This window comes from Aurantimonas sp. 22II-16-19i (assembly GCF_002088275.1).
Taxonomy (GTDB): Bacteria; Pseudomonadota; Alphaproteobacteria; order Rhizobiales; family Rhizobiaceae; genus Jiella.
The window spans coordinates 12,839-27,624 of sequence record NZ_AQQS01000026.1 but is presented as its reverse complement, the minus strand read 5'-3'; the positions used below and the strand labels follow the sequence as shown (position 1 = coordinate 27,624).

Below are 14,786 nucleotides of genomic sequence, written 5' to 3'. Positions count from 1 at the left end.
TCGTTCGGTTGTCGCTTGTTGGGCGAAAGGTCTGGGGCCGTGCCCGGCTGGTCAGCCGAGCGCGTCCTCGAGGAAATCGGCGAGCTGCTTCAGGTGGTTCGCCATGGTGCCGACGGCCGGCGAGGCCGCGGCCGGACGGCCGGTATAGCGGACCCTGCGCTTCTCCGCGTCGATATGGTCCAGAACCCATTCCAGATAAGGGTCGATGAAGGACCAGGCGCCCATGTTCTTGGGCTCCTCCTGGCACCAGACCATCTCGGCCTGCTTGAAGCGCGAGAGTTCGGTGATCAGCGCCTTGGCCGGGAACGGATAGAGCTGCTCGAGGCGAAGCAGGTAGACGTCGTCGATGCCGCGCTTCTCGCGCTCCTCGTAGAGGTCGTAATAGACCTTGCCCGAGCACATGACGACGCGCTTGATCCTGTCGTTCGGCACGAGCTTGGTCTCGGCGGTCTTGTCGAGCTCGGCATCGTCCCACAAGAGCCGGTGGAAGCTCGTCTCGCCCGCCATCTCCGACAGCTTGGAGACCGCCCGCTTGTGGCGCAGCAGCGACTTCGGCGTCATCAGGATCAGCGGCTTTCGGAAGTCGCGCTTCATCTGCCGCCTGAGGATGTGGAAGTAGTTGGCCGGCGTCGAGCAGTTGGCGACCTGCATGTTGTCCTCGGCGCACATCTGCAGGAAGCGTTCCAGCCGAGCCGAGGAATGCTCCGGCCCCTGGCCCTCGTAGCCATGCGGCAACAGGAGCACGAGGCCGGACATGCGCAGCCACTTGCGCTCGCCGGACGAGATGAACTGGTCGATCACCACCTGGGCGCCATTGGCGAAGTCGCCGAACTGGGCCTCCCACAGCGTCAGGGCGTTCGGCTCGGCGAGCGAATAGCCGTATTCGTAGCCGAGCACGGCCTCTTCCGAGAGCATCGAGTTGATGACCTCGTAGACCGCCTGGCCCTTGGCGAGATTGGCGAGCGGGATGTAGCGGCTCTCGTCCTCCTGGTCGTAGAGCACCGAATGGCGCTGGGAGAAGGTGCCGCGCTCGACGTCCTGGCCGGACAGGCGCACCGGGTGGCCCTCGGTGACGAGGGTGCCGAAGGCGAGCGCCTCGGCGGTCGCCCAGTCGATGCCCTCGCCGCTCTCGATGATCGCGGCACGGTTGTCGAGGAAGCGCTTGACGGTGCGATGGACGTTGAAGGTCTCGGGCACGGAGGACAGCTTGGCCCCCATCTCCTTCAGCGTCTTCAGCGGGACGCCGGTGATGCCGCGGCGCGGCTCGTCTTCCTTCTCGGCCTTCCTGAGGCCCGACCAGGCGCCGTCCAGCCAGTCCGCCTTGTTCGGCAGATAGCTCTGGCCGGCCTCGAACTCCTCGTCGAGGGTCTGGCGCCACTCGGCCTTGCGGGTTTCGACGTCCTCGGCCGTCAGCAGCCCTTCGGCGACCAGCTTCTTGGCATAGATGTCCAGCGTCGAAGGATGGTTGCGGATGGTCTTGTACATCTTCGGCTGGGTGAAGGCCGGCTCGTCGCCCTCGTTGTGGCCGTAGCGCCGGTAGCAGAACATGTCGATGACCACCGGCTTGTGGAACTTCATGCGAAATTCCGTGGCGATCTTCGCCGCATAGACCACCGCTTCCGGATCGTCGCCATTGACGTGGAAGATCGGCGCCTCGACGATCTTGGCGACGTCGGAGGGATAGGGCGAGGAGCGCGAGAAGCGCGGATTGGTGGTGAAGCCGATCTGGTTGTTGATGATGAAGTGCAGCGTGCCGGCGACCCGGTGGCCGCGCAGCGCCGACAGCCCGAAGCATTCGGCGACGACGCCCTGGCCGGCGAAGGCCGCGTCGCCATGGATCAGGAGCGGCAGGATCTGTGCCCGCGTTTCCAGGGGAACGATCTCGGTGCGCGAACGCCCGGCGAGATGGTCCTGCTTGGCCCGCGCCTTGCCCATCACCACCGGATCGACGATCTCGAGATGGGACGGGTTGGCGGTCAGCGACAGATGCACCTTGTTCTGGTCGAATTCGCGGTCGGAGGAGGCACCCAGATGGTACTTCACGTCGCCCGAGCCCTCGACGTCGTCCGGCTTGAACGAGCCGCCCTTGAACTCGTGGAAGATCGCCCGGTGCGGCTTGCCCATGACCTGGGCGAGAACGTTCAGCCGACCCCGATGGGCCATGCCGAAGACGATCTCCTTCAGCCCCATCTGGCCGCCGCGCTTGATGATCTGTTCGAGCGCCGGAATCAGCGATTCCGACCCGTCGAGGCCGAAGCGCTTGGTGCCCTTGTACTTGACGTCGATGAACTTCTCGAAGCCCTCGGATTCGATCAGCTTGTTGAGGATGGCCTTCTTGCCCTGGGCGGTGAATTCGACGCCCTTGCCCGGGCCCTCGATCCGCTCCTGCAGCCAGGCCTTCTCTTCCGGGTTGGAGATGTGCATGAACTCGATGGCGAAGGTCGAGCAGTAGGTGCGCTCGAGGATGTCGACCATCTGGCGGATGGTCGCGAACTCCATGCCGAGCACGTTGTCGATGAAGATCTTGCGATCGTAGTCCGCCTCGGTGAAGCCGTAGGCCTTGGGGCTGAGCTCGTTGTAGTCGTCGTCGGCGGGCTTGGCGATGCCGAGCGGGTCGAGCTTGGCGTGGAGATGGCCGCGCACCCGGTAGGCGCGGATCAGCATCAGGGCGCGGACCGAATCGCGGGTCGCCCGGTTCACCGCCTCGGGCGAACGCTCGGCGCCGGCGCCTTGCGCCTTTTCCTTGACCTTGGTCTCGATGCGCTTCTCGACCGGCGCCCAGTTGCCGTCGAGCGCGGAGACGAGTTCGCCGTTCATGGCGATCGGCCAGTTGTCACGCGACCAGGACGGGCCGTCGGCGCTCTTCTTCACGTCGCCGCTGGGGTCGCCGAGCCCCTTGAAGAAGGCGCCCCATTCGGCGTCGACGGAGGACGGATCCTCCTCATAGGCCGCATAGAGCTCCTCGATGTAGTCGGCATTGCCGCCATAGAGGAAGGAGGTGAGAGCGAAATGGTCGTTCGCTTGGCTGCGTGACATGTTCGAGTTCGCGGCGCGTGCCCGGCGCCGCCTCCTATCGACGTATTTCGGTCCGGCCGGGCGGATCCCTTCGAGCCGGTTACAGACGCCGCGGCCGGTGCGGCCGCGATGGCGTCTTGCCGGACCATCTATCCGGCAAGACCTTCAGTTTGTGTTTCCTCGGCGAGAAAACCAGCCTTCAGCCCTTCAACACTTCCGTCAGCGTGGTGCCGAGGCGGGCCGGCGACGGCGAGACGCGGATGCCGGCGGCTTCCATCGCCGCGATCTTGTCCTCGGCGCCGCCCTTGCCGCCGGAGACCACCGCGCCGGCATGGCCCATGGTGCGGCCTTCCGGCGCCGTGCGACCGGCGATGAAGCCGACCATCGGCTTCTTGCGGCCCTTCTTCGCCTCGTCGGCGAGGAACTGTGCGGCGTCTTCCTCGGCCGAGCCGCCGATCTCGCCGATCATGATGATCGACTTGGTCGCCTCGTCGGCGAGGAACATCTCGAGCATGTCGATGAACTCGGTCCCCTTCACCGGGTCGCCGCCGATTCCGACGGCGGTGGTCTGGCCGAGGCCCTCATTGGTGGTCTGGAACACCGCCTCGTAGGTCAACGTGCCGGAGCGCGAAACGATGCCGACGCTGCCCTTCTTGAAGATGTTGCCCGGCATGATGCCGATCTTGCACTCTTCCGGCGTGAGCACGCCCGGGCAGTTCGGGCCGATCAGCCGGGACTTCGACTTGTCGAGCTTGGCCTTGACCCGCACCATGTCGAACACCGGGATGCCCTCGGTGATGCAGGTGATCAGCTCGACGCCGGCGTCGATGGCCTCCTCGATGGCGGCGGCCGCGCCTGCCGGCGGAACGTAGATCACCGAGGCGGTGGCGCCGGTCTTCTCCTTCGCCTCGGCGACCGAGGTGAAGATCGGCAGCTGCACGGTCTTGCCGCCGGCATTGCCCTCCCACATCTCGCCGCCCTTCTTCGGGTGCGTGCCGCCGACCATCTGCGTGCCGAAATAGGCCAGCGCCTGCTCGGTATGGAAAGTGCCGGTCTTGCCGGTCAGGCCCTGCACGATGACCTTGGTGTTCTTGTCGACCAGAATGGACATGGTGATTGCTACTCCTTGAAGGTCACCCGATCTTAGAAAAGGGCGTTACAGAAACGGATTGATCGCGGTCACCGGCCCATAGGCCTGACCGTGGCTGAGGTCTTCGGTGTAGAGGGTCTTCGCCCCCAGCCGTTCGGCGGCGGCGACGATGGCGCCGTCCCAGTAGGAGATCTGGTAGCGCTGGGAGAGGTCGATCCCGGCCAGGACCAGCCGCTCGTCCACGACCACGAAGGGCTTGCGCCCGAGCAGCGAGACCCAGCGCCGGGCATCGTCCGGCGGCAGAGGCGGCTTCGGCTTGCGGGTCGCATTGGCATAGAACTCGGCAAGCACCTGGCCGCTCGTGCCGAACTGCGTCGTGAGCAGACCGTGGGCGACCTGCCACTTGTCCGGCTCGCTCGCCTGCGCGGTCGCGGCATAGATGAGGATGTTGGTGTCCAGAAAGACATCAGCGCCAGCGATCAAACCGCGGCTCTCCCGAATAGGTGTCTTCGCGGCTAGGGCGCCAGTCGCCCATGTCCGCCTTGCTTTCGCGCGAGAGCTTGAGGAGTTCTTCGGTCACTTCGTCCCGCTCCTGCTCCTGCGCGACCAGCCGCTGCAGATAGGTCCGCACGAGCTCGTTGACGCTCGTCCGCTTCATCGCGGCGAGGACGCGCACCTTGTCGAGGAGGTCCTCGTCGATGGCGAGGGTGATGTTCTTGGCCATGGCGATGAGCCGATCGCTGCTTAACGCGGGTTATGTGCAGCACATATCCTGTGTAGGAAATGCGGGCAAGTGCTATGGAGCGTTTCGATCATCAACACGGGTTGAAACCGTCGTTCAGCACCCCTCCTTGAAATCTGCCGGCAGATCCGTCCGACGGCAGCTTCGGTCCCCGTCGGCGGTGATGCGATAAATGCTGATTTGCGCGGTCAGGCTCGTCCGTGTGTAACTGCCTCGCAAGTCGAACCGTCGGCCATTGCCGACATAGCGGTCATACCGCCCGATCTCGATCCTGCGGTAGCCGAGACGGGTCACCTCATCGGCCACGACAGCGAACACCTCGCGTCCGCGATCCCTCGGCACCTCGATCTGGCAGCCGTAGGAGTCGCCACTGTCGTGAACCGCCATTGTCTCGACGCGGTCGAACAGCCCGCCGTAGGGCTGCACCATCTCGTATTTCACGCCCAACAAGCCACGCGTCACGGTGTAGCCATCGGCCAAAAGGCGTCGCAGCGAGGCGGGGCCGTTGATTTCGCTTTCGAGGCAGGCCCGCGTTGCCACTCTTGCCTGTTCGACAAGGTCGAAGCTGCGCCGCTTCTCGGCCGGAACCTGCGACGGCGCATTGGCTGCCTCCGGAGGTATCGCTTCGGGCGACGTCGTGCAGGAGGCGATCGCGGCCGTCCCTCCGATGAGCGCAACCGCGAACAGGCTTCGTCTCATCCGGGGCCCTCCGGCATCCGCAGGCGTCGAGGCGGCCCTCATTCGGGTGACGCCGGCAGGCGTCTCACCTGACTGTCCTGTCATTCGGCCTTCTTCCCCAGCGCGGTCCGCTCGGACCGGCCCATGGTCAGCACGAAGCGCGAGCCGCCGGCCGGGATCGCCGTCATGGTCACGACTTCCCCCGTATCGTCGACGAAGCTCCAGAGGCCTGCGCCCGGCTGCGCCATGCCCATCACCCCGCCGCCACCGACGACGCCGTCGATCGTCGTCAGGACCGCGGTGTCGAGATCGTCGGGCTTTTCGAACAGCACCATCTGGCAGCTGGTCGCGACCAGATGGGGGAACTGCACGCGGTTGATGGTGAGGAAGGTGCCGTCGTCGCCCTTGGTGGCGGTGAACATGCCGGCGGCGGCCATGGCGCCCGTGCCGAGGCCGTTGCCGCCGTCATTCGCGCCCTTCCAACCCTTGGACAGGGCGACCTGCCCGGCCTCGGGGACGTTCTTCATCCCCGCCGAGCAGATCTCGAGATAGTCGGCCAGCGTCTGCGAGGCAGCCTCCGGCGGCGTGATCGGCAGCTTCACCTCGGCGGCGACAGCCGGGAATGCCGTCAAGCCAAGGACGCATCCCCATGCCAGAACGGCCCGGGTGATCCCCCGGGCCGTGTGGTTCGACCGTTGGTCGGTCATGGGCTTTTCCTCCCCGAACCCGGCCGGCCAGTCACCGGCCACAGGGTCACTGGCTCCACAGGTTTCCTGGCTATCGAGTCACCCGATCGCGGCGACGATCTTCTTTGCCGCGTCGTCGAGGTCGTCGGCCGCCGTGATGGCAAGGCCGCTCTCGTTGAGGATCTTCTTGCCGAGATCGACATTGGTGCCCTCGAGGCGCACCACCAGCGGCACCTTGAGGCCGACCTCCTTCACCGCGGCGACGACGCCCTCGGCGATGACGTCGCACTTCATGATGCCGCCGAAGATGTTGACCAGGATGCCCTTCACGTTCGGGTCCGCGGTGATGATCTTGAAGGCCGCCGTCACCTTCTCCTTGTTGGCGCCGCCGCCGACATCGAGGAAGTTCGCCGGCTCTTTTCCGTAAAGCTTGATGATGTCCATCGTCGCCATGGCAAGGCCCGCGCCGTTCACCATGCAGCCGATGTCGCCGTCGAGCGCCACATAGGCGAGGTCGTATTTCGACGCCTCGATCTCCTTGGCGTCCTCCTCGCTCTCGTCGCGCAGCGCCCGGATGTCGTCGTGGCGGAACAGGGCGTTGCCGTCGAAGGAGACCTTGGCGTCGAGCACCCTGAGATGGCCGTCGGTCATGACGATCAAAGGGTTGATCTCGAGCAGGCTCATGTCCTTCTCGGTGAAGGCCTTGTAGAGGATCGGGAAGAGCTGCATCGCGTCGACCTTGGCGGCGCCGCCGAGCTTCAGCGCGGTGCAGAGCTTCTCGGCGTCGCCGGCGGTGACGCCCGCGACCGGGTCGATCGCCACGGTGACGATCTTCTCCGGCGTGTCGTGGGCGACGGTCTCGATGTCCATGCCGCCCTCGGTGGAGGCGACGAAGGCGATCTGGCCGACCGAGCGGTCGACGAGGAGCGAGAGATAGAGCTCGCGGTCGATGTCGGCGCCGTCCTCGATATAGAGGCGGTTGACCACCTTGCCGGCCTCGCCCGTCTGCTTGGTGACGAGGGTGTTGCCGAGCATTTCCTTGGCGTTGGAAACGACGTCCGCGATGGACTTCGCCAGCCTGACGCCGCCCTTGGAATCGGGGCCGAGTTCCTTGAACTTGCCCTTGCCGCGCCCGCCGGCGTGGATCTGGCTCTTCACGACGTAGAGCGGGCCGGGCAGCTGCTTGGCCGCAGCCTCGGCCTCGTCGGCGGAGGTGATGGCGACGCCTTCCGCGACGGGGGCGCCATAGCCCTTCAGGACTTCCTTGGCCTGATATTCGTGGATGTTCATGGGGAGTGTCGGCCTCTCGTTCCAGCCTCGATGGCGGCGAAAAATGGCAGGAAAGCCGGGACTTTCATCCCGGCTTTCCAGAGATTTACTTCAGGTTCGGGGCGATGCCCTGGCAGGCTTCCATGAGGCCCTTGACCGAGTTCACCGACTTGTCGAACTGGGTCTTCTCGTCACCGACGAGATCGATCTCGATGACCCGTTCGATGCCGCCGGCGCCGATCACGCAGGGAACGCCCACATACATGTCGTTGAGGCCGTACTGGCCGCTGAGCGCGGCGGCGCAGGGCAGGACGCGCTTCTTGTCCTTCAGGAAGGCTTCGGCCATCTCGATCGCCGAGGCGGCGGGGGCGTAATAGGCCGAGCCGGTCTTGAGCAGGCCGACGATCTCGGCGCCGCCGTCGCGGGTGCGCTGGATGATCTCCTCCAGGCGCTCGGCCGTGCACCAGCCCATCTTGACGAGATCGGTCAGGGGAATGCCGGCGACGGTGGAATAGCGGGCGAGCGGCACCATGGTGTCGCCGTGGCCACCGAGCACGAAGGCCGTCACGTCCTCGACGGAGACCTGGAATTCCTCGGCGAGGAAGGTGCGGAAGCGCGAGGAGTCGAGGACGCCGGCCATGCCGACGACCCTCTCCTTAGGAAGGCCCGAGAACTTCTGCAGCGCCCAGACCATGGCGTCGAGGGGGTTGGTGATGCAGATGACGAAGGCGTTCGGCGCGTATTTGGCGATGCCGGCGCCGACCTGTTCCATGACCTTGAGATTGGTGCCGAGAAGATCGTCGCGGCTCATGCCCGGCTTGCGCGGCACGCCGGCGGTGACGATGCACACGTCCGCGCCCTCGATGGCGGCATAGTCGTTGGCGCCGGAGAGGCGCGCGTCGAAGCCCTCGACCGGGCCGCTCTCGGCGATGTCGAGCGCCTTGCCCTGGGGCGTGCCCTCGGAAATGTCGAACAGGACGATGTCGCCGAGTTCCTTCAGCGACGCCAGATGGGCGAGGGTGCCGCCGATCATGCCGGAGCCGATGAGTGCGATCTTGTTGCGCGCCAAGTCTCTATCCCTTCGTTGGCGCGGCGGCCGGCCCCTCCTGGCCGGATCCGCCGCCGAGTGCCTCACGCGCCGGGGCCGGATGTCGGTCCCTGCGGCGCGCATCGGGCATCGAGACCGAGCTTCTGCTCCGGCTTGCGAAGAGCCGGAACCGATGCTGCAATGCAACGGTGCCCCCGTTGGAGCGCACGCTTAGCCCTGTCGGCCACCGCTTGCAACATGCAAAATATCGCATCAGGAAATACAATCGGTTAGATTGTTTGCGACTTACGTAAAAGTAAGAATCCGAGACTTTCGGTCGACTGCCCGGCCGGCTCGCGGCCAGCGTCATCTTTCGGCGCCCGCACCGCCCCCCAGAAAGTCCCCTCAGCGGCTGCGCCGGGCCTCGCGCCGCGCCCGCAGCCGCGCCTCGGCGGCCTCCGCCCCCCGCTCCAGCTCGGCCAGGACGCGGCCGATCTCCTCGGGATCTAGGGAGCCGATCGTTTCCGCCAAGCGGTTGGCGAGCCGCGTCGCATTGGCCGACAGCCCCGCGGTCTCGACGACGATGCGCGGATGGGACAGCTCGCAGAGCCGCTCCAGTTCTTCAGCATCGTCCCAGATGACGTTGAGATAGCCGATGATCCGTTGCAGCATCGCCCAGGTCGGGCGGCCACGCCGGCCATGCTCCAGCGCCGACAGATAGGCCGAGGAGACCCCGAGCGCCCGCGCCATGTCCTGCTGGGTGACGCCGCGCTGCGCCCGCAACTCGCGGATCTTGGCGCCGAACGGGGTCATTTCGGCCGCCGCACCCGGACATAGAGGGCGCCGTCGCCGCCGTGATGGCGCTCGGCACTGTCGAAGCCGGAGACCAGCGGGCGAAACTGCGGGCTGGCGAACCATTGCGGCACCACGCGCCGCAGGACGCCGCGGGAGCCGCCGGTCATGCCGCCGCGGCCGGTGATGACGAGGACATGCCTGAGGCCCATGGCCTGAGCCTGCAACAGGAAGCCCGCCAGAACGGAATGCGCCGTCGCCTGGGTCATCTCGTGAAGGTCGATGCGGGCGTCGATGCCGATCCGGCCCTTGGCGATCTTGCGCCGGGTGGGTCGCTCGATCGGGTGCTGGGAGGGCACTGGCGGCGGCGCGGGACGCTGGCGCGCCAGCGCCGCGGCAAGGCCTGCGGCCGGCTTTGCCGCGCCATCGCCCGCCTTCGGTGCCGCCGGCGGCGCGCCCGCCGCGGGCGGAACCGGCAGCTCCGGCATCGCCCGCCCCTTGAGCGGCACCGCCTGCCGGGCGACGCCCGCCCACAGCCGCCGGTCCTCCTCGCTCAGCGTCCGCCGCCGCTTCATGACGTCAGCTCGGCCGCAAGGTCCGGGGGAACGAGGACGAAGAAATCGGCGGGGTGGCGCACCGTGCCGGCGACGGCGCCGGCCGCATCGCCGGTGCCGACGAAGATGTCCGCCCGGGCAGGTCCGAGGATCGCCGAGCCGGTGTCCTGGGCGATCATCGTCCGGCGGAACGGCTCGCCGCCGATCATCAGCGCATCGGACGCGATGAAATAGGGAATGCCATAGGTCGAGAGCAGCCGGTCGACGGCGATCGAGGCGAGCGGCGTCAGCGGCACCTTCGCCGCCCCGATGGGGCCGAGCGCCGGGTCGTCGACCGGAATTTCCGCAAAGAAGATGAACGAACGGTTGCGGGCGAGAATCGCGTCGGCGCGGTCCGGATGCGCCGCGAGATAGGCGCGGATCCCGGCCATGTCGGCCTCGGCAAGGGTCAGCGCGCCTTCTTCGACGAGGCTGCGGCCGACCGCGGTGAAGGGGTGGCCGCTCTTGGCCGCATAGCCGACGCGCATCTGCCGCCCGTCGCGCATCTCAAGCCGCGCCGAGCCCTGGACATGGATGAAGAAGGCCTCGACCCGGTCGGCGAGCCAGGCGATCTCGAGACCCCGGCCGTTCAGGGCGCCGGCCTCGATCTCGCCGCGGTCGAAATATTCGCCGATCATGCCGCAGGACAGCCGCCGGCCGAAGCGGAACTCCGGATCGAAGCCGGGCGGGCGGTTGACGTCGTCGATCTTCACCAGATCGTCGGGCCGGCCATAGAGCGGGAAACGAAAGACCGCGTCGGGGACGTCCGACGCCTCGACCACGGGCTCGTAATAGCCGGTGAGAAAGCCCGCACCGCCAGCAACCTGGACACCGCCACCATCGGGCAAGATGGCGAGCGGCGTGAAGTGGCTCTCGAAGAACCGGCGGGCGGCCTCGTTGTCGACGGCCTCGCCGGCCCGCAGCGCCGCTTCGGCCGCCGGGCGAAACGCCTCAGCCCGCAGGCCGAGGGAGCCGGTCGAAAAGGCGCCGGCGCGCAGCCGCTCCGCACTCGCGCGAAAGGCCGAGAAGGCGGCGCGGTGATCGGCGGCTGCAAAGCCCGCAAGGTCCCCGAATCGTCGAGGAAGAAAGGCCGCCATCGCCCCTGCCCCGCACGCTCAGGCTTCGTCGGATTCGGTGCCGACGAGTTTCCAGTTGGGATCGCGCGACCGGATGTCGCGGGCAAAGACCCACACGTCGCGAACCTCCACGACCGTCTCGGGATCGCCGTCGACGACCTCGCCGTTCGGACCGACGGTGGCGCTGATCAGCTGCGAGACCATGCGCACGGTGATCTGGGCGTTGCGGTCCTGCAGCTCGGCGGCGACGATCTTGGCGTCGTCGATTCCGACGAAGGAAGAGTTCATCTTCTGGCCGCTGGCCTCGCGCGCCGCGATCGCCTTCTCGAAGTCGGCATAGACCTCCGGCGACAGAAGCCCCTTCAGGAGCTTGCGGTCGCCATCGGCAAAGCCGTTGACGATCATTTCGTAGGCGACCTTGGCGCCGTCGAGGAACTCCACCGGGTCGAATTCCGGATCGGCGTCGCGGATCTTGCGCAGCTCGCCGTTCAGCGGGCTGCCCGGCGTCGCCACCTTGTCGACCCGCTCGTAGAGCAGGCGGGCGGGAACGTTCTCGTTCTCCTCGGCGCGCCGGCTCGGCAGCGTCACGACGTTGCCGTTCGCGGCAGGCTCCTCGCGCGTCGTCTCGGTCCGCGAATAGGGATCATAGGGGGGCCGCTCGTTGCCCGTCCGCCGTCCGAGCACGTTCCGCAGCTGAAACAGGACGATCGCAGCCAGTACTATGAAGAAAATCGTCCCAAAACTCATTGCGCGCCGCCACCTCGTTCCCGTCCGCTGGATGGTCCTCATATAGAGACGACCGGCCGCGCATTCAAATCCGAGTTGGCCATCCCTATTTTGAGAGGAAGAACACCGGCGCTTTTGCCGGCTCGTCCATCCGCTGGCTCCCTCGGCTCCTCGCCGACGGTCGGCCGGCCGGCCCGCAAGGATCGACCGACATGCCCTTCGCCATCATTCCCTTCCTCCTCCTGATCATCCCGGTGATGGAGATCGCCGTCTTCATCGCCGTCGGCAATCTGATCGGCCTGTGGCCGACGCTCGCCCTGGTGGTCCTGACCGCGGTGATCGGCTCGGTTCTCCTGCGGCGACAGGGGATCGGGACGCTGGCGCGCATCCAGGCCGAGATGAATGCCGGGCGGGTCCCGGCCCGCGAGCTGGTCGACGGGGTGATGATCCTGGCGGCGGGCATCCTTCTCCTGACCCCCGGCCTCGTCACCGACACGATCGGCTTCCTGCTGTTCGTCCCGGGCGTGCGCGGCACGATCCGCCGGGTCATCAGCCAGCGGGTGGTGGTGATGGCCAAGGGCACGACGTCACGGGGCTTCGGCGCCGGCCCGGCAGGCCCGCAGCGGCCCCAGGGACCGCGGCGCGGCGGACCCGACGTCGTCGATCTCTCCGGCGAGGACTATCATCGCCGCCCCGATCCCTCCTCGCCCTGGCGCGGCGACGAGGGCGACGGCGGGCCGGGCGATCGCACGCTGCACTGAGCGCCGCGGCACCGCCCGCACTCTGCCGGAACCGGCCGGACGCCGGGGCCTCAGCCATCGCAGCCTCGTCGATCCGACATCCGGGCTCCGGCGTCCGGCGTCCGGGCCGGAGCGTCCCGCGCCGAATTGCCGTCTCGCTTCAGAACGATCGATCCTTGGCAAGTCGATGCAGCCATGGCGTCGACGATTCGCGATGCCCGCGGCGTCGGACTGCCGTGACGAGACCTCGGTCCTCTGGCTGCTTCTGGGGCCGCCTTTGGATCTGAAGCCTCCTCTGCTGTTCGAGGCCGCGCCAGATGCGTGCCCCCTGCCCCTCGGATAGATCCGCAGCCGTTTCCCCCCTCCACCACGCGATCATATTGCCATTCACGCTTTTGTGTGCAGAAAGCTGCTTTGGCCCGGGCTTCCGCTGGGTCATCTGCCGGGCCGTCTGCTGAGACGGCCGTCGCAACCGCTGCGATGGAGAGAAAATGATCATGGGTTCATGGTACAGGGCGGGGCTCCTCTGCCTCGGCCTGGCGCTGGCACCGGCAGTCGCCGCTGGCCAGGAGGTCTACAATATCGGCGAGGCACCGGGGGTGCGGAACGCCTATTACGGCAGCGTCCGGGGCTGGGAGATCATGTCCGGCCGCGAGCGCGGCCGCGTGCGCTACTGCTATGCCGCCGTCGACCGGGACGGCAATGGCGACGACGTGCGGATCGGCTATGGCTCCGACCAGTGGCAGATCGCCGTCCCGGTGCGGTCCCGGCCGGACTGGTATGGCCAGTTGGAGATCGACGGCCGCGCGATCGGCGCCAGCGGCACGGCCGAACGCGGCTGGACCTTCGCCTGGATCGGCCTGCCGGAACTCGACGTCATGCGCGCCGGCGACACCGCCATTCTCTCCGTCGGCAAGTTCGATATCGATTTCTCGCTGTCCGGCGTCACCGCCGCGACGCTGATGGTCGAGGAATGTGTCGAGGCGCGCGGCAATTCCGGTCGCGGCTCCGCGGCGCCCTCGCCGGTTTTGGCGCCCAACCCGCCGGCGCCGCCCGCCCATGCCGGACCGCGCCCGCATCGCCCGGCCTATCTCGACTGGGTCAACCAGGCCGGCGGCCGCATCGACCGAGGGGCCGCGCGTGCCGGCCGCGAGGCGAACGGCGAACCGCTCTATGTCTGCGCCGCGAGCTTCAACGGCGGCGTCCACCCGGGCAAGCTGCGCCGCGGCTTCGGCGGCTGCGTCGTCGGCTATGGCGGCAGGGAGTACACCGTCGGGCAGTATTCCACGCTGGTCGGCGAGGGACGATGGCAGAGCGGGGTGCCCATCGACCGGCTCGACAGGATCGGCGTGAACGGCGGGCAGGAGGCGAATGGCAGCCCGCTCTATGTGTGCCGGGCTTCCTTCAACGACGGCGTCCATCCGGGCAAGATCGGCGCCTCGACGGGGGGCTGCAACATCACCTATGGGGGCGTCGAGCACACGATGTACTCCTTCGAGGTGCTGACGCGCTGACGGCCGCGGCGATCGCGCCGGGTCCGCCCAGTCCATCGAGCCGGGCCATCGAGCCGGGCCGCGGGATCGGCCGTCCGGAGCATCGGGCGGCCTTGCGGCAGTTGAGGACATTACGCTCGGCCGTTGCGCCGCGCCCGCTGCTTGAGATCACCAACTCTGCGTGATAGCGCTCGGCCCGAAAATGCCCGGTCGCTCGCCCTTGTCGATGCTGGCCACCCCATATCCAGCGTCGCGCCTTTGCCGCGCGCCGCCGCGAAGCGAGAAAGAAAGGTCGACGATGTCCCAGAGCAACGAAGTCAACGGCACCAACGGTGGATCGGCCGGCGATGGCGCCACCCCGCCGAGCCTCAACATCCTTACCCAGTACATCAAAGACCTCTCCTTCGAGAGCCCCAACGCCCCGGCGATCCTGCGCAGCCAGGCGCGCGGCCCGGCGATCAACATCGGCGTCAATGTCGGCGCCAACCAGATCGAGGGCAGCCAGAACGAGTTCGACGTGCGCCTGACGCTGAACGCCAAGGCCGGCGAAGGCGCCGAGATGCTGTTCCACGTGGAACTCGAATATGGCGGCGTCTTCCGGCTGGAGAATTTCCCCCAGGAGCACCTCCTGCCGCTGCTGTTCATCGAGTGCCCGCGGCTGCTTTTCCCGTTCGCGCGGCAGGTCGTCGCCGACGTGACCCGCAATGGCGGCTTCCCGCCGCTGATGATCGACCCGATCGACTTCGCCAAGCTGTTCCAGCAGCGCATGGCCGAAGAGCGCGCCCGCCAGCAGGTGCAGACGGCCTGAGGCAGACGCCGCGGCTCCGGCCGCGGCCAGTTCACCTGGCGAATGACATGT

The 14,786-nt window shown here is 67.2% G+C and carries 15 protein-coding genes; 3 read left to right on the top strand and 12 right to left on the bottom strand.

Annotated elements, in window-relative coordinates; all coding sequences use genetic code 11:
* Positions 1–51: 51 nt before the first annotated feature.
* The 12 genes from ATO4_RS18580 to ATO4_RS18525 form a co-directional block, all read right to left on the bottom strand.
* Positions 52–3,036 carry a 2-oxoglutarate dehydrogenase E1 component gene (locus ATO4_RS18580; RefSeq protein WP_083593038.1) on the bottom strand — a complete coding sequence of 995 codons (2,985 nt, stop codon included), beginning with the start codon at positions 3,034–3,036 and terminating at the stop codon, positions 52–54.
* A 178-nt stretch (positions 3,037–3,214) separates the two neighbouring features.
* Positions 3,215–4,126: a succinate--CoA ligase subunit alpha gene (gene sucD / locus ATO4_RS18575; protein ID WP_083593037.1), complete on the bottom strand. Its 912-nt coding sequence runs from the start codon at positions 4,124–4,126 to the stop codon at positions 3,215–3,217.
* A gap of 45 nt (positions 4,127–4,171) precedes the next feature.
* Positions 4,172–4,588, bottom strand: a complete 417-nt coding sequence (locus tag ATO4_RS18570; protein ID WP_083593036.1) for a PIN domain-containing protein — start codon at positions 4,586–4,588, stop codon at positions 4,172–4,174.
* Positions 4,572–4,829: a DUF6364 family protein gene (locus tag ATO4_RS18565; RefSeq protein ID WP_083593035.1), complete on the bottom strand. Its 258-nt coding sequence runs from the start codon at positions 4,827–4,829 to the stop codon at positions 4,572–4,574. The genes ATO4_RS18570 and ATO4_RS18565 overlap by 17 nt, the downstream gene beginning before the upstream one ends.
* Before the next feature lie 114 nt (positions 4,830–4,943).
* Positions 4,944–5,546, bottom strand: a complete 603-nt coding sequence (locus ATO4_RS18560) for a hypothetical protein (protein WP_083593034.1) — start codon at positions 5,544–5,546, stop codon at positions 4,944–4,946.
* A gap of 80 nt (positions 5,547–5,626) precedes the next feature.
* Positions 5,627–6,232: a hypothetical protein gene (locus ATO4_RS18555; protein ID WP_083593033.1), complete on the bottom strand. Its 606-nt coding sequence runs from the start codon at positions 6,230–6,232 to the stop codon at positions 5,627–5,629.
* A 78-nt stretch (positions 6,233–6,310) separates the two neighbouring features.
* Complete coding sequence (sucC, locus tag ATO4_RS18550) at positions 6,311–7,501, bottom strand: ADP-forming succinate--CoA ligase subunit beta (RefSeq protein WP_083593032.1); 1,191 nt, start codon at positions 7,499–7,501, stop codon at positions 6,311–6,313.
* A gap of 85 nt (positions 7,502–7,586) precedes the next feature.
* Entirely contained in the window at positions 7,587–8,549 is a 963-nt protein-coding gene (mdh, locus tag ATO4_RS18545; protein ID WP_083593031.1) for a malate dehydrogenase, read from the bottom strand.
* A gap of 363 nt (positions 8,550–8,912) precedes the next feature.
* Positions 8,913–9,320, bottom strand: a complete 408-nt coding sequence (locus ATO4_RS18540) for a helix-turn-helix domain-containing protein (RefSeq protein ID WP_083593030.1) — start codon at positions 9,318–9,320, stop codon at positions 8,913–8,915.
* Positions 9,317–9,874: a Smr/MutS family protein gene (locus tag ATO4_RS18535; RefSeq protein WP_083593029.1), complete on the bottom strand. Its 558-nt coding sequence runs from the start codon at positions 9,872–9,874 to the stop codon at positions 9,317–9,319. Before ATO4_RS18535 ends, ATO4_RS18540 begins: the two co-directional genes overlap by 4 nt.
* Positions 9,871–10,989 (bottom strand): MltA domain-containing protein, encoded by a 1,119-nt coding sequence (locus ATO4_RS18530; protein WP_083593028.1) that lies wholly within the window; start codon positions 10,987–10,989, stop codon positions 9,871–9,873. Before ATO4_RS18530 ends, ATO4_RS18535 begins: the two co-directional genes overlap by 4 nt.
* A gap of 18 nt (positions 10,990–11,007) precedes the next feature.
* A complete protein-coding gene (locus ATO4_RS18525) occupies positions 11,008–11,715 on the bottom strand; it encodes a Tim44/TimA family putative adaptor protein (RefSeq protein WP_083593027.1) in 708 nt (235 codons plus the stop codon).
* 191 nt (positions 11,716–11,906) lie between these two features.
* Here ATO4_RS18525 and ATO4_RS18520 point away from each other — a divergent pair, with 191 nt between their 5' ends.
* The 3 genes from ATO4_RS18520 to secB all read left to right on the top strand — a co-directional run bounded on the left by ATO4_RS18520 (position 11,907) and on the right by secB (position 14,735).
* Complete coding sequence (locus ATO4_RS18520) at positions 11,907–12,455, top strand: FxsA family protein (protein ID WP_083593026.1); 549 nt, start codon at positions 11,907–11,909, stop codon at positions 12,453–12,455.
* A gap of 470 nt (positions 12,456–12,925) precedes the next feature.
* Positions 12,926–13,948, top strand: a complete 1,023-nt coding sequence (locus ATO4_RS18515) for a DUF3421 domain-containing protein (protein WP_083593025.1) — start codon at positions 12,926–12,928, stop codon at positions 13,946–13,948.
* A gap of 277 nt (positions 13,949–14,225) precedes the next feature.
* Positions 14,226–14,735, top strand: a complete 510-nt coding sequence (gene secB / locus ATO4_RS18510; RefSeq protein WP_083593024.1) for a protein-export chaperone SecB — start codon at positions 14,226–14,228, stop codon at positions 14,733–14,735.
* Positions 14,736–14,786: the final 51 nt, after the last annotated feature.

Bases quoted from the DNA above. Each gene is read 5' to 3' on its own strand.
- ATO4_RS18580 (WP_083593038.1), bottom strand. From the start codon at position 3,036: ATGTCACGCAGCCAAGCGAACGACCATTTCGCTCTCACCTCCTTCCTC.
- sucD (WP_083593037.1), bottom strand. From the start codon at position 4,126: ATGTCCATTCTGGTCGACAAGAACACCAAGGTCATCGTGCAGGGCCTG.
- ATO4_RS18565 (WP_083593035.1), bottom strand. From the start codon at position 4,829: ATGGCCAAGAACATCACCCTCGCCATCGACGAGGACCTCCTCGACAAG.
- ATO4_RS18560 (WP_083593034.1), bottom strand. From the start codon at position 5,546: ATGAGACGAAGCCTGTTCGCGGTTGCGCTCATCGGAGGGACGGCCGCG.
- ATO4_RS18555 (WP_083593033.1), bottom strand. From the start codon at position 6,232: ATGACCGACCAACGGTCGAACCACACGGCCCGGGGGATCACCCGGGCC.
- sucC (WP_083593032.1), bottom strand. From the start codon at position 7,501: ATGAACATCCACGAATATCAGGCCAAGGAAGTCCTGAAGGGCTATGGC.
- ATO4_RS18540 (WP_083593030.1), bottom strand. From the start codon at position 9,320: ATGACCCCGTTCGGCGCCAAGATCCGCGAGTTGCGGGCGCAGCGCGGC.
- ATO4_RS18535 (WP_083593029.1), bottom strand. From the start codon at position 9,874: ATGAAGCGGCGGCGGACGCTGAGCGAGGAGGACCGGCGGCTGTGGGCG.
- ATO4_RS18530 (WP_083593028.1), bottom strand. From the start codon at position 10,989: ATGGCGGCCTTTCTTCCTCGACGATTCGGGGACCTTGCGGGCTTTGCA.
- ATO4_RS18525 (WP_083593027.1), bottom strand. From the start codon at position 11,715: ATGAGTTTTGGGACGATTTTCTTCATAGTACTGGCTGCGATCGTCCTG.
- ATO4_RS18520 (WP_083593026.1), top strand. From the start codon at position 11,907: ATGCCCTTCGCCATCATTCCCTTCCTCCTCCTGATCATCCCGGTGATG.
- ATO4_RS18515 (WP_083593025.1), top strand. From the start codon at position 12,926: ATGATCATGGGTTCATGGTACAGGGCGGGGCTCCTCTGCCTCGGCCTG.
- secB (WP_083593024.1), top strand. From the start codon at position 14,226: ATGTCCCAGAGCAACGAAGTCAACGGCACCAACGGTGGATCGGCCGGC.